Source organism: Dyadobacter sp. HNCC25DJ187 (assembly GCF_056895255.1).
The window spans coordinates 2,583,250-2,609,065 of the sequence record NZ_JBXHAT010000001.1; the positions used below are offsets into that span (position 1 = coordinate 2,583,250).

Below are 25,816 nucleotides of genomic sequence, written 5' to 3' on the forward strand. Positions count from 1 at the left end.
AAACAAGGTCACAACACCTCATTTTCGTTGGCCAGAAAAACCCTGGTACTCTCTGTATAAGTCGCACCAGCCTGATTTTTATATTTTAAATCGACATACATCGCCTTAAAGCCCGACTTGGGCAGAGGTTCCACCACCTTTATTGTAGGCTTATTTTTGATACCCAGACTACGGCCTGTCCACTGATCATTTCTCAGATCCTGATCAGGAGAAGTAGCCGACCATAAAATCACATCCACCAGTGCATCCGACGTCGCCTTAATATCCAGCCGTATATTTTTCTTCTCCACAGACTGCTTCCAGTCGCAAACAGTAAATGGTGTTTTATTAATGGTTGATCCATAAAAGGCGCTCAGAGCCTCCATTGCCTGTTGCCCTCCGCCGAGGTCGTGACCCGCATTGGGAACATAGTGCAGACTGTTTTCTCCGGGTATATTCTTCAAATAGTTTTTGACATTATCCACGACCCAATATTCATCGTTCGTTCCCATGAAAATCAGTTTCGGAATCGTCAGTTTTGATCTGTATGAATAGGGGTCAATCATCGCTGTAATGGCTTCGCCGTCTACGGACCCGGTCGATTGAGGAATTCCTAATTTTACATAATCTTCGATCTGAATACTGTAGTCACCCCAGGATTTAATCTGGTAATCCAGACTGATCGGCATATTCAATATATCTATCACCATCGGAGCAATGGCTGCTACTCTTTTGTCGCTGGCACCAGTGAGCCAGGTTGTCCATCCTCTTTTGGAAGCACCGGAAACCACAAACTCCTTCACTTCATGATTCAGTTTCTGCTTCGAAAATTCCTGAACCACATCCATCGCCCGGACTGCACTTTTTACCATCGGAAACAAAAGTGGCCAACTGTAATCCTTATCTCTTTTCCATTGATGTAAGGTATAGGAAATTAGTGCGTCCTCTGTAAGATCTCCGAAGAAAGGTTGATTAGGAGTTTGCCTGAGCTGAACAACAATAGCCTTATTGGCAGCGGCAATACCGGCGAGTGAGGCAATAAGCTTATCGTCCTTTTTGCTGTTCCATTTTGGCATTTCATCCTGATTAGAACCTCCGGTGATAAACAGCAATGCGGCATTATGCTTGTTTTCCTTTGGAACTATAATAGTCAACTGGTGCGTCCAGGTAAACTCACGCCACTTCTGGGAAGTAAGCAGGATGTTGTAAATCGTCTGATTGTCTTTGACGTACTCATCCTTCAACTCCCATTTCATGCTCTTGTCGCCATTATTCAGATAGCTTTCCAAAGCATTTTGTGGGGTGATTATCTGCGCTTGCAGATTGAAACAGTGTGTCGCTACAGATAGCAACAAGATCATTGCGAGGTTTTTAGTTTTTGTTTTCATGGGCTGAAATCCGGTCTGCATCGCGCAGCGAGGCTGAACGATTAGAGGTTGTTATTAAATTAAAAAAGATTGAAGGCTGAACGGTTAGAGATATAATTAAATAGAAAAAGCAATTTCGAGGCTGAACGGTTAAGGGAGAAGTCGTCCCAACCGTTCAGCCCGACTGCGTCGTGCAGACCGGGTCGCGCAGACCGGATCATCTACCAGGGCTTGGTAGTCCCCTGCAATAACCAGGGTTTAGACCATGCGCTGTTCTTACCATCCGCTTCAGAATACCTGGTCACTTCCAGTTTATCGATGGCTGCGTCGGCATTGGCTTTATTCAGATTTCGCTCATCAAGCATATAGTAAAAACGAAGCGGCAAAGCTGCTCTTTTGCTTTGCGGACCTGTCTTCATTTCAGGGAACCCGGTTCTCCTGAAGTCAAACCAGGCCTCGGAAGCAGCAGTCCAGCTGGCAATCCATTTTTGCTCAATGATTTGTTTCAATGTTCCGTTATAAGCTACAAGCGGCTGAGTCATATATGCTGCCAGTCCCGTGGTCGTTCCCCATGTTGCAAAAGAAGCCTGAATCGCTGCTTTATAATTCGCTTCAGCATTACCCGCAGCCCATCCTTTTTGTGCAGCCTCTGCCAGTATGAAATTCACTTCCGAAGCAGACATAATTCTTGCTCTCAGCATAGCTCCTGTAGGCTGCATGTACATACTGTTTACCCACGACACGTGTGGGTTGCGCGCGCCTTGCGCTGCGGTAGGACTCATGTTATACGAAGCCCCTCCCAATAATGCCACAGGTAATCCTACATATTCAGGATCAGTATTAATTGTACCCGCAACCTTGTCCGGAGACAGGTAACGTTTCCCACCTGTGATCCGGTCAGTTCCGGCTGGCAAGGTAGCATCCACCACCAATGGAATCTGCACTTTGTTTGCAAATACACCCAAACGCGGATCCTTTACAGCCTGCAGGTATTTCACGAAAGTGTCACACATTTTTATCCTGCGGTAGTTGCTGGAATCCGGATCGAAACGAACTGCTCCAGGCCACGAGTCTGAAACGCTATTTCCTGCATAAGCCATGGAAGCATCGTCAGCAGCGGCGGTGATAATAGGATATTGTGTAGGATTTGCAACAATAGCCTCTATGCCCGCTTTGGCAAAATCAGGTTTTTTGGCAGACAAACGCATGTAGTAGCGAAGCTTCAATGAATTCGCCAGCTTTCTCCATTTGATAGGATTGCCCTGGTAGTAGACATCAGCACTTCCAACTGCAGCATATTCCGAAGCATTTTTAGAAAGAAGCACATTGGCTTTTTCCAAATCATTCAAAATTCCTGTATAGATATTCTCCTGAGCATCAAAAGCGGGGAAGGTATTCTCTGCCCCTCCTTCGGCGGCTTTTAAAGCATTTGTGTACGGTGCATCGCCCCACAAATCTGTGATCAATCCGAAAATCATCGATTTCATCACCAGTGCTATTCCCTGATGCATTTCGTAATTAAGCTCCACAGACCGGTCGTACACGTACTGGTTATTACGAAGGATATCATAATAGCCCGACCAGCTATTTTCCTGATTCCACTCATAGTCATTATGACCACCACTCCAGCCGTCCTTTTGTGTATGCTGTACAATACCTGCAGCATCCTGATAACCCAGATTCACAATCGCACGACCGGTTTCGGTCAGTACTGTCGAAAGCACCAGGCTCGGATTAGCTGTGAGCGGATTCACGCCATTCGGGTTATCATTCAGGTCGGTGATGTCGTTGCACGAGGAAGCCACGAAAATTCCGACAATCGCGATAACAATAGATTTTATATGTAAACGATTCATAAACAATCAATTTTAATGTGCTTTTGTATTAGAAAGTAAGACCAACTTTAAACCCTACAGGCATTACCCAAGGCGTTACATTGTACCTTTCAATTCCTTGCTTAAACTGCATCCCGTTACCCTGCACACCCGACTCAACCTGGAAGGCCGTTTCAGGATCAATCCCAATCCTGGCTGCAGTCCAGAGCATGATGTTACGGCTGTACACCGACACATTTGCATTTTGTAAACCAATTCTCTTCACCCATCTCGTCGGCAGTTCATAGCCAACCGCCACTTCACGCAGTTTGATAAAAGAAGCATCGTAAGTAAATGGTTTCGTAAATGACCAGGTCGTCAAACCTGCGATTGGTTGGTATACTGTCCCCGAGCCACCCAGATTTTTGGTATAGCCCGTCAGATTTCCGGCAGCATCGTAATTAGCAATTACACCCGGCACAAAAGCACCACCGTGAGGAAGTGGTATCCCGCTGTATTTTACAGGAAAACTTCCGTAGTCGGGTGTAGGCCCGCCCACTACAGGGAAATTGCCCCCGTTTACTTTGATCATCGTTTCCTGATTTGCAATCAGGTAGTTTTCAAGTTCATCTCCGCTCATACCATTCGGGTTGATGAGCTTATCCAGGAAAAGCTGTGACCGCATATGTTCCTCACCATAGCGATAGGTTTGAGACACAAAATCACCACCATTTCGCCAATCGAACGACAGGCTCAGGCTTACTCCCTTGTAAGTGAGCGAGGTCTGCATACCCATGATGAACTTCGGGTTGAAATTCCCAATCTTATTTTTGGATTGAATAGCATCAACAGACTGCCATTTTCCATTTCTGTCGAGCAAAGGATATCCGTAATAGGGAGACGACTGATCCGTAACAGTCACAAGCTTCGCATCGTATATATCACCGATTTCTTCACCTACGTAAGTCCATGCACCACCTTTGGCATCCGACCACAATGTGAAATACGGAATATCATCAGCCAGTTCCATAATGCGGGTACGGTTTCTGGAAATGTTCGTATTGATATCCCATCTCAGGTTTTCAGTCTGAATGGGTGTTCCTCCAAGTGAAAATTCTACACCTTTACTTACCAATAATCCGGCATTGATATTCTTACCAATATACCCCGACGAAGGCGGCAATTTGGTACTTAAAATCTGATTCCTGTTTTCCACCACATAGTAAGTTCCCGCCATTCTCAATCTGTTCTGAAAAAGATTCAGATCAACGCCTGCTTCATAAGAAGTAGCAATCTCAGGTTTCAAATTATTGATCAGCAAGTTATTCGGAACCGACAAACGTGGAATAGAACCCCAAGTTCCTGCGTTGGCTAATGTTGTTTCAAGCTGATACGGAGAAGCGTCATTACCTACCTGTGCTACACCTCCCCTGAGTTTGAAAAGACTCAGCGCATTGATATCCGGCAACATTTCGCTCACCAGTACACTCAACGAAGCAGAAGGATAGAAATAGGAATTATTCCCTTTGGGCAAAGTACTCGACCAATCGTTTCTGGCAGTTACATCCAGAAACACCATGTCCTTAAATCCAATATTGGCGAGTCCAAACACGCTGTATATTCCTCTTTTGGATAAGCTGCTCGAATAGGCCAGATTATCAGGCAGGATATTCTGAAGCGTGTAAACACCCGGAACGATTGGCCCTGTACCACCTTTGGTAGTATTCGTAACACTTGATCCCGTCTGGTAGCGATAGTTCCCACCTGCTGAAATCGAGAAGCTGAAATCTTTAATATCTTCCTTCAGCGTAGCCAGGAAATCTGTATTGGTTTCAAGTCCTTTGATTCCGATCAGACCGTAAGCCCCGCGCGGATCACTCACATAACTGGTTGCAATTTTAGACTCCCGCTGTTCATTATAAGTATCCAGCGCTACTCTACCCATCAGACTCAACTTTGGAGTGATCTGATAGTCAGCCTTAATATTCCCAAAAACGCGGTCTCTTACGAAACTGTTTTTGATTTCCTTTGAGAGAAAATAGGGATTATTGAAAACGCCATTATAGGGTGTACGCTGTTGCAAACCTTCCTGTCCCGGCATCCAGTATTGCTGCATCTCACGCACATCTATATGCGGAGAAAGCTCATATACGGCTTCCAGCGGATTGCTTCCTGTATTTCCTGACGGCCGGTTATTCGAGTTGTTTCTGCTGAGATCAAGGTTTGTACTTAATCTCACTTTCTCATGCACTTTGGCTGAAACGTTCAGGTTTAATGTATTGCGGAACAGGTCAGTATTGGGGATAATCCCTTTGTTACGCATGTTGTTATACGAAATCCGGTAAGCAACCAGATCCGTATTGTTAGCGATTGCTATGTTGTTGGTCGAGGTTACACCGGTCTGCAGGAAATTTTCGGCATTGTTAGCGTGGGAAATCAGTTCTAACGGCATCTTTTTACCATCAGGTCCGATTGGACTATTCCATTGAATTTCCTTATAACCTTTATCCAGTGCTCCTCCGCCTGTGCCTCCCACGCTCTCATCAATTATTTTGCCAAATGGATTGCTATACGGATTGCCGGAAATATCAGCGGGTATACCTGAAAACTGCCCGGATCCAAACTGAGTCTGCCATTTCAGAAAACGATAAGGCTTATCAAAAACAGTACTTGAATTGATGGAGACTGTCATCCTTTTATTTTTACTACCGCTTTTGGTAGTGATCAGTACCACACCATTTCCTGCACGGGAACCATACAATGCCGCTGCACTAGGTCCTTTGAGCACTGAAATATTCTCAATATCCTCAGGATTTAAACCGGATATCGCATTCCCATAATCCACACGGTTGTTATTACCGATCTGGCTCACGTTGTTCAGGGTGTTGGCAATAGGCACACCATCTATTACAAAAAGTGGCTGGTTGTCGCTGTTCAGGGAAGTAGCACCGCGAATCACCATACTCACGGAAGAACCTGTTCCCCCTGTTGCATTAACAGTTACACCAGCAATTCTACCTGAAATTGAGTTAAGAACATTTTCCTGAACTACCTTTGTCATCTCCTTGCCCTCAACCTTCCCCACGTTGTAACCCAGTGAGCGCTCTTCTCTTTTGATCCCCAAAGCCGTTACCACAACCTCATTCAGGTTTTCACTGCTGACGGCAAGTGAAGCATCCACTACACTGCGGTTACCAACAGCGGCTTCAGTTGCCTGATAGCCCACGAATGAGAAAATAAGTGTTGCATTCCCGTCTGGTACGTCTATACTGTATCTGCCTTCTGCGTCGGTGGTGGTTCCTCTTTGTGTTCCTTTCAGAATAACATTTACACCGGGCATACCGATGTTGTCCGATTTAGAGGTTACAGTTCCGGTAACCGTTCTGTCCAGCACGTTTTTTTGTAAGCCAATTTTCGTTGTGTTCAGAGGTAAACCGGAAACAGGAGCAACGAGCAGCGCAGAAACCAGAACAATGCCGGGAATCTGCCTGATAAAGTTTGTAGCGGGTGATCTCATATAGTGAAGTTAAAAGTGAGCGATTATTGCGTTCGGTAAAGTGATTGATGATGTATTTCAATACCAGTTTTACTCTCTGAAGTTCTATTGAGCCTACTTCCTTATATTATGCTTTTGTTATGTATGCATACTATTATGCGACTATAAAAAACCCGATTGAACCCGGTGAGAATTCAAACTTTCAAACACTTTACTTATTACTATTATTTCGCAATAATGTACTACTGTTTATATAAAAAAACTGGCATGCCGTGATTCGGCGTGCCAGTTTTAAAAACATACTAACTATTTGAATTACCAGGGTTTACCCGTTCCCTGTACCAACCACGGCTTAGACCATTGGCTGTTTTTCCCTCTCAGTCCTGAATGAGATGTCACTTCCAGCTTATTCAGAGCAGCATCTGCATTCACCGAATTGAAATTCAGCGTATTGTCGCCGTAGTTGAAGCGTACTGGCAGTACCGACTCATCCGAAGCATTTCCCGGAACCAGAGCAGGTAGACCAGTACGACGGAAGTCAAACCAGGCTTCAGTTCCTACAGTCCAGCTCGCTATCCATTTTTGATCGATGATCTGCGACAACGTATTATTGAATGCTACATTCTTTTCAGCGATATAAGTCGCATACTTGCTGTCGACACCCCATGTTGTAAGCGAGTTTTTGATACCGTTCTCGTAATGTTCTTTCGCAGTTCCGGCGGTCCAGCCTTTCTGAGCAGCTTCAGCAAGAATGAACGAAGTTTCAGATGCCGACATCAACCTTGCTTTCAGGATACCTCCGGTGCTTCCTCGGTATACGTCTGCCAATTGAGATACGTGCTGATTTTGTACAACCTGACCTGTAGTTGGGTTGCGGTTATAGAAATCCGGCTGTCTCATACCAGCAGGAATACCTACATAAAGCCCTGTATTAATAGCGTCAGTACCTGTTCCTGTATATAATTTAGGATTAAAATGGCGGGTAAATTTCGCACCTGCTTTAATCTGAGTCTGGAACTGAATATCAGTTAAACTCTTAACACCTGTCTGAATTACGCCATCTTTACGAATGAACTCATCCAATGCCGTGGTAAGCGTTTCATCCGCCACCCACTGAACATGAACCGGATTTACCCATACTGTAAGGCGGGGATCATTGTTAGCTAAAAGTTTGGCTACGAGTGTTTGCGCCGGTTTTTTTCTACGGAAATTGGTTTGTTCAGCATCCCATTGCACAGCACCCGGCCATGAGTAGTCTGCTGTAGTACCCAGGTAATTCATAACAGCATCCTCAGCCGGCGTTTTGATATAAACACCTGAACTGTAAATACCTTCAACACCTGCCTTTGCAACGTCCGGCAACTTCGCGGAGATACGCATATAGTATCTCAACAGAAGGCTGTTTGCAAATTTCTGCCATTTCGCAGGATCACCAGCATAATACACATCGTAGTTAGCCAGGTATGCAGAATTGTCCTTCGTCGCAAAGTGCGCAGAAGCTTGTTTCAGATCTTCAATAATTCCCTTGTAAATTACCTCCTGACTATCATAAACCGGCGTAATTGTTCCATTAGATTTGGCTCCTGAAAGCGCTTGCGTATATGGGGCGTCTCCCCAAAGGTCAGTAACCAGACCAAAAATGAAGGACTTCATCGTCAATGCAACACCTATATGAAATTTGGAATCAATCGCTGTGGCGCGTTCCAGCATCAGTTGATTATTTCTCAGCAAGTTGTACCAGGTTGTCCAATCCTGAGGTCCCCAGTCATAGGAATTCACGCTGCTAAACCATCCGTCATGCTGGATATGCTGGGCAACTCCTCCCACATCTCCATAACCTAATTTAAGGTATTCCATAGCCGCACCAGTCATCACCGTGGGCATAATCAGATTAGGATTCGCTTTTGTAAGATCTACTCCGTTCGGGTTCACATTCACCTCATCCAGCCGGTCGTTACATGACGACATCATCGCCAGGCCGATCACCAATGTATATTTGGGTATTAATTTTAGAATATTCATGTGTTAAAAAGTTTGGCTATTATAGATTGAAGCTTACCTTAAAACCTACCGGCATGGTCCATGGCAGTACGTTTTGTAACTCTATCCCTTGTCTGAACTTACCTCCATCGGCCTGGAATGCTCTCTCCGGATCAATTCCCACTTTTGCGGCTGTCCACAGCATAATGTTACGGCTAAATACAGATACCGTTGCATTACGGAAAGGTCCTACATTTGGAATACTATATCCCAAAGAGATTTCTCTGAGTTTGATAAAGGAAGCATCAAAAGTAATCTGTTTGTTATAGCTCCACGGATAGGTATCTGTTATAGGCGCTATCACGGTACCAGCTCCTCCCAAATGTTCAGTGTACGTTCCATCTGCATTTTTGATTACTCCGGGAACAAAGGCGCCGTCGTTGGCACCATCAAAAGGAAATCCACCCGTTTCTTTTGTATGGCCACCCACACGCGGGAAGTTTCCATTCTGAGGGATAATGTATTTTTCAGGATCTGATTTTAGCAAAGCTACAAGTTCATCAGTCGAATATTGTCCTCCCGGTATCAGGTTGTCGATCTGACGCTGACTTCTCCAATCTGACTCCAGATAACGATAGGTATATGACTGGAATTCACCTCCTGCGCGCCAGTCGAAACTTGCTGCAAGATTGAAGCGCTTGTAAGAAAGGTTCAACTGCATACCCATCATGAAGTCAGGATTAAAGTTACCTACTTTTTCACGGGCTGTACGATCGTTCGATGCGATCCACTGACCATCACTTGCGCTCAGAATAGGCCATTTGTAATAAGGGGAAGTTGGGTCTTCAACCTTGGCATATCCGCGGCTGTAAAGATTTCCTATATCTTCGCCAACCCAGGTAAATGCTCCTCCACCGTTGTCATCCCACAATTGGTAGTATTCCATAGAAGGGGTCAAAGCCTTGATCTTCGTACGGTTTCTGGTGAAATTCAGATTGACATCCAAATTCCATCCATTTCTGTCACGAATCGGGCTCCCACCCAACATGATCTCAAATCCACGGCTTGCGAGCAAGCCTGCATTTACTTTCTGACCTGTATATCCCGACTCTGCAGCAGTGGTTATATCCAAAAGCTGGTTTTTATTCTCGGTGTAATAGTAGGTTCCTTCAAATCTCAAACGGTTCTGAAACAGGTTGAAATCAATACCAAATTCCTGAGATGTTGCGATTTCCGGTTTAAGATTCGGACTGAGCAAATTAGCAGGAACACTACCTACCACTGTGCTTCCATAAGAACTCGTAGCAAGTGTTGGCTGCAATTGGTATGCACTTGCATCATTACCTACTTGTGCCCAGCCAGCTCTGAATTTAAGTAGCGAAATCTCTTCCGGCAAACGGAAGGTATAGTTGGCCAGCCAGCTCAAAGATGCAGATGGATAAAAATATGATCTATTAGAGCGTGGAAGTGTACTTGACCAGTCATTACGCGCAGTCAAATCCAGATAAAGTGCGTTTTTATAACCAATAGATGCTGTTCCGTAGATACTGTAAATCTCTTTTTTGTCAGAACCATTGGTATACGTAAGTGCCAATGCCGGTATGTTGGAAACTCTGTAGAGACCTGGTACTGTAAGCGTGCTACCGCCGGTAAACATATCTCTTCCCGACTGTCTCATAATATTACCACCACCTGATACACTGAAATCCAGATCCTTAATGCTCTTTTTGTACGTTAGCAAAAAGTCTGTGTTCGTTTCCTGGCGAGAGAAATTCTGGTTAAAATAACCACCATTTTTAACGCGGCTATAGCTCAATGGAATTTTGGTTTCACGGTTTTCCATAAATACATCGTGTGAAACGCGGGCAAAAGCTGTCAGTTCCGGGAGGATTTCCCAATCCAGTTTCAAATTACCGAACGCACGATCACGTGTAAATCCGTTATTGACTCCGTAAGCAAGGAAATACGGGTTATCGGCACTTGTCGGGGATCTCTGCGCCACATCTTCAGCACCTGGTTTCCAATAGTCCTTCAACTCACGTATATCAATATGTGAAAACAGATAAGCCGCTTCCAAAGGGTTAGCTCCCCTGTTGGCAGTAGATGGACGGTTATCGGACTGAGAACGAACAAAGTTGAGGTTGGTGCTCAGTTTCACTTTTTTAGTTGCTTCATAAGTAGCGTTGGCCGACAAAGCATTCTTTTTAAGATCCGAATTTGGAATTAACCCTTTGTTATTCATCAGATTATACGATACCCGAAAAGTTGCTTTATCATTAGAACCAGAAAGTGCTACGTTGTTCGTGGAAGTTACACCTGTGCGTAGGAAGTTTTTCATATTGTCCTTATAGGAACGTAGCTCAGTAGGAATTTTATTTCCATCAGGCCCAACCGGACTGTTCCATTGCACAGCCGTATTGCCGACATCCAGCTGAGGTCCACCCCAATAACTGGATGTTTCGCTCAAAGCATTGTTACGGTCACCATTCGCATATTTGTAATGCAGATCCAGGTATTCATAAGGCTTCTCAAAAACATTACTTGTCGAGAAAGATACGCCTAAGCCTTTCCCTTTTTTCCCACTTTTTGTGGTGATCAGGATGACCCCGTTTCCGGCACGGGATCCATATAATGCAGCAGCACTTGGTCCCTTCAGAACCGTCATACTTTCTACATCATCAGGGTTGATATCAGAAATGGCATTACCATAATCAACATTATTACGGTCGCCCATTGATCGAATATTATTCAGCCCGTTAGAAACCGGCACACCGTCAATTACAAACAGAGGCTGATTGTCGTTACTCAATGATTTCGCACCACGGATTACAATACTTACAGATGATCCTGCGCCACTGGTCTGGTTCACAGTCACCCCAGCCACACGTCCGGACAATGCATTCACCACATTTTCCTGAGGCACATTTACGATGTCTTTACCAGCTACACTTCCAATAGAATAACCCAGCGATTTTTTCTCACGGCTAATTCCCAATGCTGTTACTACTGCCTCGTCCAGCGTGGCAACATCTTCCTGCATGGTTACATCTATTTCAACTTTGCTTCCTACTTTCACTTCAATACTATTGAAACCGATGTAGGAGAAAACCAGTGTTGCATTGTTCTCTGACACTTCGAGCACATAGTTCCCGTTTGCATCGGTAGTGGTACCGGCCTGCGTTCCTTTAACAAGCACATTCACACCGGGCATGGATGATCCGTCAACTGCTGAAGTAACTTTCCCGGTAATACGCATTACTGCTTTAGCATGATTACCCACGTTTCCTGCAAAGGCAGGTACTACCATTCCTGCAGGTGCCACCATTATAAGAAAACATCGCATGGCGATTTTTCTAAGTAAAATTGATTTCATAATTCTTCTGAATGATTGATAAATACTAATTGAGGGATATTTATAGCTGCCTTCGCGATAATAAAGTGATGGTTGTAATTGTTCGATCCATAGTTTTTCATGATTAGTGGGAATTTATAAGTAACCTTTCTGCTGTTTGATAATGTTGGTTATTTTGCTTTCTTCTCCTCGTTCTCCTGTAAAAGCCGGTTAAAATATGTCTCAAGAACATCAGATATCTTCTGCTGTTCGTCCTCGTTACTTACTCCGTTCAGCAACTCCTGCAACTCATCAGCAGAAAGATTATTGCTGATCAGCCTGTCGATTAGATATTCGGCCCGGGTAACTGACATATCGTTAGGTGTTTAGTTGTGTATGATACTCTATGTGATTTGCAAAAGACTATTGTATGTCTTCGATTTTTAGAAACTTAATATTTCGTTCATATTTCAAAAATAGTCTGCTGATTCACATACAAACACTTCTATATTTTCAAATCGGGTACTTAACAAAACCCGATAATGCCTTACTTTTGCTATAATTCGGTGGAAATCATTGAATCACAATCCAGGAAAGATCAGGTGTAAAATATGTGCAAACCGGTAAAATCTTTATTACATTATATACTTTCTGCTATACTTTTATACGTGTACCTGCCCGCAACTGTCAGCGCACAAACCACCGCTCCTACTTCGCCGATTGTAATCGGTGATATCATCATCGAAGGGAATCACAAAACACGATCGCCAATCATCCTTAGAGAAATGGCGGTAAGGACCGGAGATACTGTGGCGGCAACAAACCTGAATGAATTACTTGAAATAGATCGCAGGAAAATCATCAATACTAATCTTTTTGTAACCGTAGATATGCTTCCTCAGCTTAATGCGGACTCTGTGCGCACAGATGTAAAGGTATTGATTAAGGAACGCTGGTATTTGATTGCATTGCCGGTTTTTCAACTGGCTGACAGAAACTTCAACGAATGGTGGTACGACCGAAACAGGGATCTTAGCCGCACCATTTATGGTGCATATGTCAGCTATGGGAATGTTACCGGCCGCGGCGACCGTCTGCGGCTGATCACCGAATTCGGCTTTATTCCCAAATTCGAAATGGCCTACTCACTTCCCTATTTAGATAAAGCTCAGAAAACAGGGATCACAGTTGGAGCATCTTATTCCCTGAACAAGACCATGGCTTACCGCACATGGATGGATAAGCTGGATTATCTGAGTAGTGAGCGTAAAAACAGAGAAAGGTTTTACACCTACGTAGCTCTCACGAGAAGAAATAAATATTACACCTTCCACAGTGTAGATTTACGATGGAGCACGTCTAACATTTCAGATACAATTGCCAGGCTGAATCCTGCTTACATGCTGGATGGAAGAACTGCTCAGAGATACTTTCAGCTGACCTATTCATTCTCTTATGACAAGCGTGATAATACGCAATATCCCTTATTAGGACAAAGTGCCGGAATTCAGCTTTCCAAAATCGGACTGCTTCCTACGGATGACGTGAATATGGGATACCTCTATGGTTCTTATCGTAAGTATTTTTCTTTGGGAAAAAACTGGTATGCTAACACAGGAGTAAGAACCAGGCTATCCGTTCCGGGTCGACAGCCTTATCTGCAGACCATCGGACTCGGTTACCGGAACGATCTGGTTCGGGGATACGAACTTTATGTGGTTGATGGTCAAAGTTATGGATTAATTAAAAGTGAAATAAAGTACAGGCTTTTTTCTATCCGTAAACATTTTCCATGGGTACCGATAAAACAATTCAATACACTTCCATTGGCTGTATATATCAATACTTTTGCTGATGCAGGCTATGTGCGCAACAACGCTCCGGAACTCAGCCGAACACGACTTGGCAACACGATGCTTTACGGAGCAGGTACAGGGCTGGACGTTGTTACATTTTACAATATTGTTGCCCGTTTCAATGTCAACATCAATGCAGAAGGAGACCGCAGGTTCTTTTTTAATCTTGCACGTGAATTTTAAAAGTTGCAAAGATGCCCCATCCTATTTACTTGCCGGCTCTTATATTTTCTCCGCTAAATATTGCTATACACTGAAACCTATGTACATTTCGAACGTCTCAGATAGGTAAAAATAGATCAATCTATTTAAATTTGTAGCATATGGTTGTTTTGCTAATCATTAGCGCAGGCACACATTTTAAACTCTAACTTATATCAGTTCCATGAACACACCTTTTACAAAAATGAAATACACTTCTTTCTTCAAAAAAATACTGTTTGTATGTCTTGTTTCAACTGCAATTAGCGCTTGTAACACCAAAACGCAGCAGGAAACAGATACCCCGGCGACAGACTCTGCCACGTTGCCTGATCCTTCACAATCGGAACTAAACAGCAACCAGTCTGCATTACTTAAAACGATGCTGGGAACAACTCCGGCAGAAGGAAGTATAATTAGAGGTGTTTCGTTTGGAGATCCTGTAAATAAAGTGAAAGCTACAGAAACTTTTGAGATGTTTGAGGAAATGCCCGATCATCTGGGCTATACCATGGAAACTCCTCAGCTTGAAACCATGGATGTGCAATATTTCATTAACAAAGACAAAAAAGTAGAAAGCATAAGAGTGGATGTTTACCTGAATAGTGCCGATGCTACCAAACAATTATGGAATGCAGGAAAAAGCCATTTTTCCGAGAAATACGCCGCTCCCAAAGAGGAAGGCAAAGTGGTTACGTGGAACAAAAATTCGGTACGTGTAAATATGGAAGATGTTTCTTCAGGAAAAGATTATGGACTAAAATTTGAATTTTTCCCGGCTGGAGCTGCTGTTCTAGCCACTAAATAAAATGTATCTGATCTGCTTTTTTGACGATCAGATACATCGTTTCTTACTATTAATTGACAATATGAAAAACCAAAAGTTAGCTTTTTTAGGACTGATATGCCTTTTTTCAACAGAGGTATTTGCTCAGAAAAAATCAAAGAAAGACGAACTGATCACTATCAAAACTGACCAGGGCACCATGCAGGTGATCCTGTTTGACGAAACACCAAAACATAAAGCAAACTTTATAAAGCTTGCCAAAGACAAGTTTTACGACGGTCTGCTTTTTCACCGCGTGATTGAAGGTTTTATGGTGCAAGGCGGTGATCCCGAATCCAAAGATGCAGAAGCCGGTAAAATGCTCGGTAAGGGAGATAACGGATATAAAATTCCTGCTGAATTCAATTCTAAATTATTTCATCAGAAAGGCGCTTTGGCCGCCGCCCGGGATAACAATCCAGCGAAGGAATCAAGCGGATGCCAGTTCTATCTGGTTCAGGGTAGGAAATGGAATAAAGCTGAACTGGCCAAACAAGCAGCGAGAGCAGCCCGCAAAATATCGGATGAACAAAAATCTGTATACGAAAGCATTGGCGGGGCTCCTCACCTGGATGGTTCCTATACCGTATTCGGACAGGTGATTGACGGAATAGATGTCATAGATAAGATCACTTCATTTCCACGTGATGAACGTGATCGTCCTGAGAAAAATATCGCTATGAAAGTTTCAGTGAAGAAACTTAAGAAGAAAAAAATAACAAGAAAATACGGCTGGAAATACGCATCCTGAAATTCTTTCTGTCCAAACGAGCCCCATCTTGACTAAGAAAAAAATCCTCATCACCGGCTCTAACGGGCTACTTGGCCAAAAATTGGTGAACTTATTGATTACTAAACCTGATGTAGCTGTCATAGCTACATCAGTTGGTAATAACCGGCTGCCTTATAATACGGGTTACCAATACCAGGAAATGGATATTACCAATCCGGATGAAATTGACACTGTGATTGCCACAACACTTCCGGATGTGATTATTCATACTGCCGCTATGACCAATGTGGATCAGTGTGAAGCTGAAAAAGAAGCTTGCTGGAAGCTTAATGTTACCGCAGTAGAATACCTGATCGAGGCATGCCGCAAATACAATGTTTTTTTCGAACATCTTTCAACTGACTTTGTATTCGACGGAGCGGCTGGCCCATACAAAGAAGAAGATGCACCGAATCCGGTAAGCTTTTATGGATGGAGTAAATACGCCGCGGAAAAAGCAGTAATGGGTTCAGGGCTACGCTGGAGCATTGCAAGAACAGTCCTCGTTTATGGCATTGCGCATGACATGAGCCGGAGCAATATCATTCTTTGGGTGAAAAAATCACTGGAAGAAAATAAATCTATCAAAGTGGTAACAGATCAGTTCAGGACTCCGACATTGGCAGAAGACCTGGCTACAGGTTGTTATCTGATTGCAGAAAAAGAAGCAGAAGGCATTTTCCACATTTCAGGAAAGGATTTTCTGACACCTTACGAAATGGCCATTATGGCTGCCGAATACTTCGGTCTGGACAAATCACTGATATCGCCTACCGATGCATCTTCTTTCACCCAACCCGCACGCCGTCCTCCACGGACAGGTTTTGATCTGACCAGGTCAAGAGAAGTATTGGGTTATGAACCACATTCATTTGTGCAGGGGATTGGGATTCTGGAAGGGCAGATTTAAGTTTCGTCTATCAGCGTTTGGCTAATGCTGATAGACGAATACCATTATCAATACAACTTCCCGTAATACTCCCTCGCCATTCTGTCTGAGCTGAATGTCTCACTCACATCATTCATACTGGTCAATACCATGTCTCCCCATTTTGCCTGATTTTTATAATAGGTTGGAATCACAGTTTTTTCCAGCATGTTGAGCAGATTTTGCGAATCCTGTTTATTGATGTCTTCCCCTTTTGCAACTGGTAAAATGAAAGCATTTTCTCCGTCACGGGCAAATTCACAGATCCAGCCATCAAATGTGGACAAATTCAGCGATGCATTCATGGCAGCCGTCATACCACTGGTACCGGAAGCTTCCCTTGTTACCACTGGTGTATTAAGCCATATGTCTGAACCGTCTTTTAATAATTTGGATAATGCCAATTCATATCCTGTTAGCACAGCCATGTTCGGAAAATGGTGACTGAGGTAATACAGGTGATTAAAAGTACTAATGGCTCCTTCGTCCTTGGGATAAGGCTTGCCCGCCCAAATCACCTGAATGGGTTGAGAAGCATTTTTCAAAATTTTTGTAAAACGCTTCATATCCCATACCAGCATATCCGGCCTTTTATAAGCAGCAAAACGTCTGGCCCAAACAACTGTTAATACATTTGGATCAAATAGTTTACCGCATTGGTCCGCTATGGTTTTGAACAAAACTTTTTTTAGCTCCTTTTTCCTTTCGGCAATTTTACCGCTATCGCTCTCCAGCCTTGCATCTTCCAGTGTTTTGTCAACCCAATAGGCATTATTCTGCGCATTGGTAATGTGCCCAATCTCGGCTATACCAGGAAATGACTTCCACATATTTCGTGAAACTTCACCATGTAATTTCGAAACGCCATTCGCCTTCCGGCTCATAGACAACGCAGCAAGTGAATGATTAAAAATATCTCCTGTACTACCACTGATCTTTTTTACAACATCAGGGGTGAGTCCGGAGAAGAACCCTAATCCATCCAGAAACTTCATATTATGCTTTTCGTTACCAGCCTCTTCTGGCGTATGCGTGGTGAATACGGTCCGTTTCTTTACATCTTCAACATTTCCAAATTTGTTATACAAAGAAAAAAGAGCAGAAACAGCATGTGCTTCATTGAGATGATATACTTCCGGTTCATATTTTAATTCTTCCAGCAAGCGCGCTCCTCCTATTCCAAGTATCATGCATTGTGCTACTTTCATGGTAGCGTCAGCATCATACAGTGAATAACTGATTGCCCTTGTTTCAGCATCATTGCCCTCCGTATCTGTTGTAAGCAAAAATAATGGTGCAGACCGGAACACGTCCGGTGCCAGGTAATAGGCTGTCACCCAAACCTGCTTTCCAAGAATTGGTATCTGAAAACGAATGTTTGTATCCTGTAAGAAATGATACATTTTTTCTCTGAACCTTGGCTCCATACTGCCATCCATATTTCGATCCTGATCATAATAGCCGTATTTCCAAAGCATGCCGATACCAATCAGATTCTGTTTCAGCGTATACACACTTCGCATGTGCGAACCTGCAAGAAAACCCAATCCACCTGAGTATATTTTCAGTGATTGGTCAACTGCAAACTCCATGGAAAAATAGGCAACAGATTTTTTGTAATTCTTATCCGCTTTGACTGGATGCTTATAAGGTATAGCGAAGGCTGATTGTGGCATATAATAATAAGTTTGGGAGAAACTGTATGTGATTGAATTTACTAAAACTATATTTAATAAAACTATACCATGTAAGTATCTGACTATCAAAAATAAAAAGCACCTGAATGAGTGTTCAAACAGGTGCTTAGATGTTCATATTCCCTTTTATTTCCCAAAAAGCCTGGCCCAAAATCCTTTTGCTTTTGTTTTGGTCTCTTCATATTTTTCGCTTGCCACCTCTCTGAGTTCTGCTATCTCTACTTCGGCCTTTGCTCTCAGCTCATTTGCTTTGACCTGCGCCTCAGCTAGTTTTTCAGCAGCAATCTCTTTGGCTTCTTCCAGTGCTTCTTCCGCATCTTCTCTTAAATCCGCAAATTCTTCAGAGGCCTCTGCTCTTAACTCCCGCACTTTCCCCCTGGCTTCGTTTAATTTCTCTGTTGCTACGGCTCTCAGATCTTCTGCTTTATCAGAAAGGTCTGCAGCTATTTCCTGAGCTTTGACTTTACCTGCAGCAATATTCAACTCTACCTCATTCTGAAGCTGACTTGCTTTTTCTGAAATTCCAGACGCAACACGATCTGCCTTTTCAGCAGTCTCTGTCTTCACATGCTCTACCGCGTCTGCCACCGCTTCCACCTTTGCGTCAGCCGCGGCTGCGACTTCTTCTTTCTTATCTACCGCAGCTTCTTTTAAATCCTCCGCCTTATGACTGATTTCATTCTGTACCTCATCCGCGCTATCTGCAATTGAAGCTTTCAAGTCATGCGCCTTTTCCGTTGCCTGTTCTTTTACTTCTACAACGGATGATTTTACATCGTCCACTGTATCTTCAACAACATACTCTGCTTCATCAGCTTTCGCCGCCCACTCATCCTGTACCCCTGCTATATCCGTCTTCACTTCATCCTTCTTATACTGAAAGTCAGCCTGTACCTGATCTGCTACATGCTCTTTCAGTTCGACGGCTGATTCCCCTACTTCCTCCGCGTTATTTACAATGACTGCCTCCACCTCAGCCAACTTTTCCTCTGCCTTCTCTTTTGCTTCAGAAAAATTGTCATTTCTACTGTCTATTCTTTCCTTGGTCTCATCAACGGTTGTTACTTCTTCTTTCAGATCGGATGCTCTTATCAGTATCTCTTCTTCATTGGAAACAATTGCTTTCTGAGCTTGTGATTTACTGTCCGGCGATTCATTCTCGTTTTCAGGTATCAGGTCGTTTGGTGTAGCCATCGGAGACAATGTTTAGGTGTTTTGGATAAGAACGGATGAAAATGTAAGCTACAAAGGAGTTACGAGTGCTGCAAGCAATGCGACACTTTTTCCTTACGCTAACCTTCTAATGATCAATTTTTTAACAAGTTCATAAAACGGATCCGGCTGTAAGGTGCGCCAGTTATTCAACTGTAGCGTTCCACCAAAATTGATGTAATAATCAAGCCTGAATTTTTTCCACTGCTGCTCTACGTGTTCTCTGAAATTGACCGCTGCAATCCAGCCATCTTCCACATCATCAAACCATTCCGCATAATAGTCATCCTCTGCCCCATGAAAGTCCAGCACATTCTCACCCATGAGGATAAATTGATTAATTCCTTCTTCCAGTAAGGGATCTATGACCTGTCTTTTGAAGAACATGATGTCGTTATGCAATGTATCGTTCCATTCTCCGAACATCTCGATAATTACGTATTTCTTAACATAGTCCGCAAAAAGGATTTTCACATATAGTGTTTCTGAGCCAATATGATCCCATAGCGGATGAATGTAGTAGCCATAGATTGCATTCTCGAAATAGTCCAGATTATAGGTTCTACCATAAAACGGAGAGCGATCGTCATGGCTTGCTACATAGTGTTTTTCCCAATTGTAATAAGGCTCAATCTCTTGCATACATAATCCGGTTTACAAACAGCTACAACTTAAAAATAAAAAAGACTTAAACGATGTCCACCATCATTTAAGTCTTTTAAATATTATACCTGAGTAACGTCTTTCAAACTTTACTCTGTCATTGAATTATAGCTCACGGATCCAGATATTCCGGAAACTTGTGGTGTTGTTGTGATCCTGTAATTTGATCGGGCCACGTCCGTGAGGCTCGATGGTTGGCTGTCCGACATAAGGCGTAGTTCCCTGAATGGCAGTATGGTTTTGCACTAAAACGCCATTATGAATTACTGTGATATAAGGCGGAATGGTCATTTGCCCATCCTTATTGAAATGTGGTGCTGTATAAATCACGTCGTAAGTCTGCCATTCTCCGGGACCAATCGTTGCGTTTACCAGCGGCATAGTTTGTTTGTATATGGAACCTGCCTGTCCATTAGAGTAGGTTGGATTGTTATAACTGTCCAGCACCTGCAACTCATAAATACCCTGCATGAAGATCCCACTATTTCCTCTACCCTGACCGTTTCCATCTACCTTGGCAGGCGTTCTCCACTCTATGTGAAGCTGGTAATCTCCAAATGTTTGTTTGGTTTGAATATCTCCTGACTTCGGAGCAACAGTCATAGCACCATCTGCAACGGTCCATGGAGCAGCGGGATTACCCTGCTTCGCAGAAACCCAATTATCCAGGTTTCTCCCGTCAAACAAAACAATAGCATCAGAAGGTGCCGTGAAGCCGGATACAGCAGAGTTAGCTTTCCCGGGAACAATAACCCTTGGGACCGGGCTCCATAGTTCGCTTGATTCAGGTGTTTGCTTCGAAGGTTGTAGCTGGGCTTGGGCCACTGCTGCTGTCAGAAGAGCAGCGGCAATCATTGTAACTTTTTTCATAGATTATTTAATCGGCTTTTTAATACAAACTATATAAGACCTCATCGAAGGATGATTTACTTACTCTGAATATTAACATGTACCACCAGGAAACAGAAAATTAGCTGTTCGAAGCCAAATTTACATTTCTTAAATTGTATTTTAATTGTATAATCTAAAAATATAAATTGTCTTACGATAAATCCTGGTTAGTCCGCAAAAGGAAGACGTATATCTTTAAGCAGAGGAATGTGTATATTGCCACCCGGTTTATTGTAGTGACTTACAATTGGTTGGGTTCACTTCAAAACCTTTTCTGGCAACTTTTAAATTATATCATCCTAAAGCATACAATGCAACCTGGCAAGAGGAATAAAAAAATTTCGATACGGGATATCGGAAGAGAACTTGGCATATCTATCACCACTGTGTCTTTTATACTTAACGGAAAAGCAAAAGAGAAAAGAATCAGTGATGCGCTCACACAAAAAGTACTTGAGTTTGTCGAACGGATAAACTTCAAACCCAACATGATGGCTCAGGGTTTAAGGACTGGTAAGTCTAAGATCATTTGCCTGATGGTAGAAGACATTTCCAATAATCTGCTTTTTGCCAAAGTAGCGCGCTATATCGAAGAAGAAGCCCACAACAGAGGCTACCGTATTATTTACTGCAGCACAGAAAACAAAAAGGAAAAAGCAGTTGAATTAATTCGATTATTTCAGGATCGCCTTATTGACGGTTACATCATTACCCCACCGGAAGGCATCGAAGAAGAAATTCAGTCACTCATCAATGATGGAATTCCTATTGTACTTATCGACAGAGGGCTTCCCGGTCTCAACTGCAATCAGGTGGTCATAGAAAACCTGAACAGTACGCATGAAGCCATCACTCACCTTATCTCTAATGGATATAAGAATATCGGCTTTGTTACCCTGGATTCCAACCAGACACAGATGACCGATCGACTTGCCGGCTATCAGAAGGCTATTGATGAACATGGGTTTGGTACGTTTATTAAAAAACTTGGTTTTCATCAGAGTACCGAGCAAAATGTACAGGAAATCACTTCATTTCTTCATGCTTATCCTGAAATGGATGCCCTTTTCTTTTCAACCAATTATATTGGAGGCTGGGGATTGCAAGCCCTCAAAAACCTTAACCTACAGATCCCAAACGACATAGCCGTTGTTTCATTTGATGATCAGGACCTGTTTCGGTTCTATTCTCCCACTATCACTGCCGTAGAGCAGCCGGTCCAGGTGATTTCAAAGGAAATCATCAGACTTATGCTCAACGCGCTGGAGGAGAATGATCAAAGGATACACCAGATCACATTACCCGCCAAGCTTATTATCCGGGAGTCTTCTGCCCCTGCGACAGTAAAAAAGGAACATGCATTTTTCAAATAATATTTGCATAATACTACGAATGGCTTTACCTTGGCACCGGAATTCCTCTAATCTCTTTCTAAGACGGTATATACTTGTTATACTTCAATCAGGAATATCCAATTTCCCAAATAATACGAGAAAAGTTATAAATTTTTAATAAATTATTTAACAATAAGCCAAAAGCTAAATCGTTTTAGTTTATCAATATAAAATTAGAACTTTACCAAGAAATCGTTTCATCATGAATTTGACTGTTCCTACCCCAACCTTTTATACCAGCCATTAAGTGTATTGATTTACAAAGCCTTATGCTTATCTGGCTAAATCGTTTTAGCTAATACCTGATAATTAACCTATAATAACCTTTATGAAACGAAAAATACCTTCTGACCGTCGCAGAACAAGCGTCGGAAAGCTAAGGATGCTATGCCTGGGCTCATTAACCCTTGCCATCAGCCTTTCGCCTGATGTAATCCTCGCTGATACGGGCAAGATTTCAAACACTCCTTCTATCTCCCGCAACATTTCAGCTGAAGATATTGTGGTGAAAGGACGTGTAGTCAGTGCAAAGGATAAATCTACACTTCCTGGTGTATCCGTCATTATCAAAGGAACTTCCAAAGGGGTTACGACAGATGTAGATGGTAATTATACGATTACTGTCAACAGCCCTCAGGATATTCTTATCTTCTCCTTCGTGGGAAGCATCACACAAGAGGTGACGGTTGGCAATCAGTCTGTCATTGATATTGACCTTGTGGAAAATGCAAAACTTCTTGAAGAAGTGGTGGTAGTGGGTTATGGCTCTCAAACGAGAGAAAGAACAACCTCTGCAATTTCAAACATTACATCGGCCAATTTCAATAATTCCGGAGCTAGAAATGCAATGGATCTGATCCAGGGTAAAGTGGCAGGTCTGAACATTAACAGAAGCGGATCCAATCCGAACTCTGGTGTATCCATGCAGCTTCGTGGTGTGACCTCGCTTACAGGTGGTCTCTCCCCTCTTGTTGTCATTGACGGTATTCCCGGTGGAAATCTGGATCTGTTGCAACAGGATGACGTTGAATCAATCAGTGTATTGAAAGATGGTTCTGCAGCAGCTATTTATGGAACACGTGCAAATGGTGGTGTAATTTTGGTAACTACTAAAAAAGGACAAGCCGGCGGTGCAAAATTCGATTACAATACCTATTTCAGAAAGGAATTTGTACGCAATCGTCCTGATTTCATGAATGCGGATCAGTTCCGTGCCCGGATTGCCGAAGGAATCATTCCTGCAAGCGCCGACTACGGCAATACCACTGATGCATACGATGCGCTGATCAATCATGGTAATCTTACCCAAAACCATAACCTTGCGCTGTCGGGTGGAGCCAAGGGTACGACCTATCGCGCCAGCCTTTACTACCAGGATCTGCAGGGAATAGCCAAAGAAAATGGCCGTAAACAATATGGTGGACGTTTAACAGTAATGCAGACAGGTTTGAAAGATAAGCTGACTGCACAGCTGAATCTTGCCACTAACTTCAATAATGCAAATCGCTTAGGTGGTGGTGGATGGGAAGGTTCTTTGATCAGAAACCCGACTTTGTCTTTCTACAATCCGGATGGATCTTACTATTTCGAGCAAACCAGTACCAACGAAGTGGCTCGTTTAGAACAGGAAACCAATCGTCGCCAGCAGCAGACTACTTCAGCCGATGCAAAATTTGGCCTTGAGATTCTTCCGGGCCTGCAGGCTTCTATTTTCGGAGCGGTACAGCGTAACAGTTGGGTTGATGGAGAATATCGATCTCTGCAATCCGAGTTTTCAAAGGAGAATGACATTTACCCTAATGGAGGGTATGCCAAAAGATATACTTTACTGAGCAATAACTATACGCTTGAACCAACAATATCTTTTGATAGAACATTCGGAAGAAACCATACCATTAATGCAGTGGGAGGCTACAGTTACCAGTACGGTGTTGAGGAAAGTTTTGAAGCCAGTAATTACGGTTTTGTGAACGACATTTTTGAAGAAAACAACCTTGAGGCCGGTAGTCAGCTAGTAACCGGGAAAGCCAATATGAAAAGTGGAAAGTTTGACAATACACTGATCGCTTTTTTCGGTCGTGCCAATTACTCTTTCATGGACAAATACATGGTGTCTCTCATCTTGCGCCATGAAGGTTCTTCACGATTTGGAGCGAACAATAAATGGGGTAATTTCCCTGCAGCTTCTGTTGGATGGAACATCAGCAAGGAAAAATTCATGGAAGGTGTAAGTTTCGTAAACAACCTGAAACTGAGAGCAGGATACGGTGTGACGGGCAACCAGGACATTGCGAACTATTCATCTCTGGTAACACTAGGAACAGGTGGTGTTTACATCAATCCGGATGGAGAATGGAGACAAACTTATGGACCTAACCGTAACCCCAACCCCAACCTGAAATGGGAGCGTAAAAGCGAATACAACGTTGGTGCAGACTTTACCGTACTCAACAAAAGGCTGAGCGGATCTTTAGATGTATTTAAGCGTGTAACCAGCGACTTACTCTACAACTATACATCGCAGTTACCTCCGTTTGTTCGGGAAACCATCTATACCAACGTGGGATCTATATCCAACCGAGGGGTGGAACTGACATTGAATGCTGTGGCTGTTCAGTCCAAAGATTTCAGCTGGACGATCGATGCAACCGGTAGTTATGTAAAAAACATTGCGGATGATCTTTCCAATGATGTTTACAAAGTGGAAGCCATCTCAACCAGCAGCATTGGTGGTTTTGGAGCATTGGGAGAAGCGATTCGCATTGAACAAGGCGGCCAGTTGGGTAATTTCTACGGAAAGCGCTTTGCCGGATTTACAGATGATGGAAAATGGCTGTTCTTCAACCGAAACGGGGACAAAGTAAGATTTGACCAGATCAATAATTCGGCCGATCCGAATGTATCTGACTTGTCTGTCATTGGTAATGCAATTCCTAAGTTCAACGCATCCTTAACCAACAATTTTTCTTATAAAAATCTGAGTCTGCGTGTATTTATGAGAGGGCGCTTTGATTACGACATCCTAAATACCATGGATCTTTCCTATGGTAATAAGGTATCTCTTCCAAACAACCTGCTTAACAGCGCTTTTGGAAAGCATGCGAACCTGAACGATACGTATCAGTACTCTGACTACTACCTGGAATCAGGAAGCTTCCTGAAGCTGGATGAGATCACATTAAGCTACAATTTCAAGCTGAAATCTGATATTATCCGTAATCTGAGGGTATATGCCACGGGTGCCAATCTCGCTACATTCACCAAATACACAGGTAATGACCCTGACTTTGTAAATGATACAGGCTTGGGAAGAGAAGATGACGCACAGCGTCGCCTGGGTATCGATGGCCGCAGCGCTTATCCGAACACCCGTTCATTCCTGGTAGGACTTAGTTTTGGCTTTTAATAG

General features: G+C 43.1%; 16 protein-coding genes. 6 read left to right on the forward strand and 10 right to left on the reverse strand.

What is annotated here, in order from left to right; all coding sequences use genetic code 11:
* Positions 1-8: 8 nt before the first annotated feature.
* The 6 genes from AC1XUE_RS10765 to AC1XUE_RS10790 all read right to left on the reverse strand — a co-directional run bounded on the left by AC1XUE_RS10765 (position 9) and on the right by AC1XUE_RS10790 (position 12,341).
* Positions 9-1,367, reverse strand: a complete 1,359-nt coding sequence (locus AC1XUE_RS10765) for a PhoPQ-activated pathogenicity-related family protein (protein ID WP_483355937.1) — start codon at positions 1,365-1,367, stop codon at positions 9-11.
* 200 nt (positions 1,368-1,567) lie between these two features.
* The gene (locus tag AC1XUE_RS10770; RefSeq protein WP_483355938.1) at positions 1,568-3,202 is read right to left on the reverse strand and encodes a SusD/RagB family nutrient-binding outer membrane lipoprotein; all 1,635 of its coding nucleotides are present in this window, start codon (positions 3,200-3,202) and stop codon (positions 1,568-1,570) included.
* A gap of 28 nt (positions 3,203-3,230) precedes the next feature.
* A complete protein-coding gene (locus AC1XUE_RS10775) occupies positions 3,231-6,677 on the reverse strand; it encodes a SusC/RagA family TonB-linked outer membrane protein (RefSeq protein ID WP_483355939.1) in 3,447 nt (1,148 codons plus the stop codon).
* 294 nt (positions 6,678-6,971) lie between these two features.
* Positions 6,972-8,678 carry a SusD/RagB family nutrient-binding outer membrane lipoprotein gene (locus tag AC1XUE_RS10780; protein WP_483355940.1) on the reverse strand — a complete coding sequence of 569 codons (1,707 nt, stop codon included), beginning with the start codon at positions 8,676-8,678 and terminating at the stop codon, positions 6,972-6,974.
* 19 nt (positions 8,679-8,697) lie between these two features.
* On the reverse strand, positions 8,698-12,009 hold the full coding sequence (locus AC1XUE_RS10785; RefSeq protein ID WP_483355941.1) for a SusC/RagA family TonB-linked outer membrane protein: 3,312 nt from the start codon (positions 12,007-12,009) through the stop codon (positions 8,698-8,700).
* A 149-nt stretch (positions 12,010-12,158) separates the two neighbouring features.
* The gene (locus AC1XUE_RS10790) at positions 12,159-12,341 is read right to left on the reverse strand and encodes a hypothetical protein (protein WP_483355942.1); all 183 of its coding nucleotides are present in this window, start codon (positions 12,339-12,341) and stop codon (positions 12,159-12,161) included.
* A gap of 237 nt (positions 12,342-12,578) precedes the next feature.
* Between AC1XUE_RS10790 and AC1XUE_RS10795 the strand changes: the two genes are divergently transcribed.
* The 4 genes from AC1XUE_RS10795 to AC1XUE_RS10810 all read left to right on the forward strand — a co-directional run bounded on the left by AC1XUE_RS10795 (position 12,579) and on the right by AC1XUE_RS10810 (position 16,532).
* A complete protein-coding gene (locus tag AC1XUE_RS10795; protein ID WP_483355943.1) occupies positions 12,579-14,006 on the forward strand; it encodes a BamA/TamA family outer membrane protein in 1,428 nt (475 codons plus the stop codon).
* A 202-nt stretch (positions 14,007-14,208) separates the two neighbouring features.
* Positions 14,209-14,832 carry a hypothetical protein gene (locus AC1XUE_RS10800; protein ID WP_483355944.1) on the forward strand — a complete coding sequence of 208 codons (624 nt, stop codon included), beginning with the start codon at positions 14,209-14,211 and terminating at the stop codon, positions 14,830-14,832.
* 61 nt (positions 14,833-14,893) lie between these two features.
* Positions 14,894-15,601 carry a peptidylprolyl isomerase gene (locus AC1XUE_RS10805; RefSeq protein ID WP_483355945.1) on the forward strand — a complete coding sequence of 236 codons (708 nt, stop codon included), beginning with the start codon at positions 14,894-14,896 and terminating at the stop codon, positions 15,599-15,601.
* Positions 15,602-15,629: 28 nt separating this feature from the next.
* The gene (locus AC1XUE_RS10810) at positions 15,630-16,532 is read left to right on the forward strand and encodes an SDR family oxidoreductase (protein ID WP_483355946.1); all 903 of its coding nucleotides are present in this window, start codon (positions 15,630-15,632) and stop codon (positions 16,530-16,532) included.
* Between the two features lie 47 nt (positions 16,533-16,579).
* Here AC1XUE_RS10810 and glgP read toward each other — a convergent pair whose 3' ends face one another.
* From glgP to AC1XUE_RS10830, 4 genes are all read right to left on the reverse strand, one after another.
* Positions 16,580-18,226 (reverse strand): alpha-glucan family phosphorylase, encoded by a 1,647-nt coding sequence (gene glgP / locus AC1XUE_RS10815; RefSeq protein ID WP_483355947.1) that lies wholly within the window; start codon positions 18,224-18,226, stop codon positions 16,580-16,582.
* A gap of 147 nt (positions 18,227-18,373) precedes the next feature.
* On the reverse strand, positions 18,374-19,441 hold the full coding sequence (locus AC1XUE_RS10820) for a hypothetical protein (protein ID WP_483355948.1): 1,068 nt from the start codon (positions 19,439-19,441) through the stop codon (positions 18,374-18,376).
* A gap of 93 nt (positions 19,442-19,534) precedes the next feature.
* A complete protein-coding gene (locus tag AC1XUE_RS10825; RefSeq protein ID WP_483355949.1) occupies positions 19,535-20,101 on the reverse strand; it encodes a hypothetical protein in 567 nt (188 codons plus the stop codon).
* A 126-nt stretch (positions 20,102-20,227) separates the two neighbouring features.
* Positions 20,228-20,992, reverse strand: a complete 765-nt coding sequence (locus tag AC1XUE_RS10830; RefSeq protein ID WP_483355950.1) for a 3-keto-disaccharide hydrolase — start codon at positions 20,990-20,992, stop codon at positions 20,228-20,230.
* A 332-nt stretch (positions 20,993-21,324) separates the two neighbouring features.
* Between AC1XUE_RS10830 and AC1XUE_RS10835 the strand changes: the two genes are divergently transcribed.
* Together AC1XUE_RS10835 and AC1XUE_RS10840 are read left to right on the forward strand one after the other, a co-directional pair.
* Positions 21,325-22,386, forward strand: a complete 1,062-nt coding sequence (locus tag AC1XUE_RS10835; RefSeq protein ID WP_483355951.1) for a LacI family DNA-binding transcriptional regulator — start codon at positions 21,325-21,327, stop codon at positions 22,384-22,386.
* Positions 22,387-22,735: 349 nt separating this feature from the next.
* Entirely contained in the window at positions 22,736-25,813 is a 3,078-nt protein-coding gene (locus AC1XUE_RS10840) for a SusC/RagA family TonB-linked outer membrane protein (protein ID WP_483355952.1), read from the forward strand.
* The last annotated feature ends 3 nt before the right edge of the window (positions 25,814-25,816 follow it).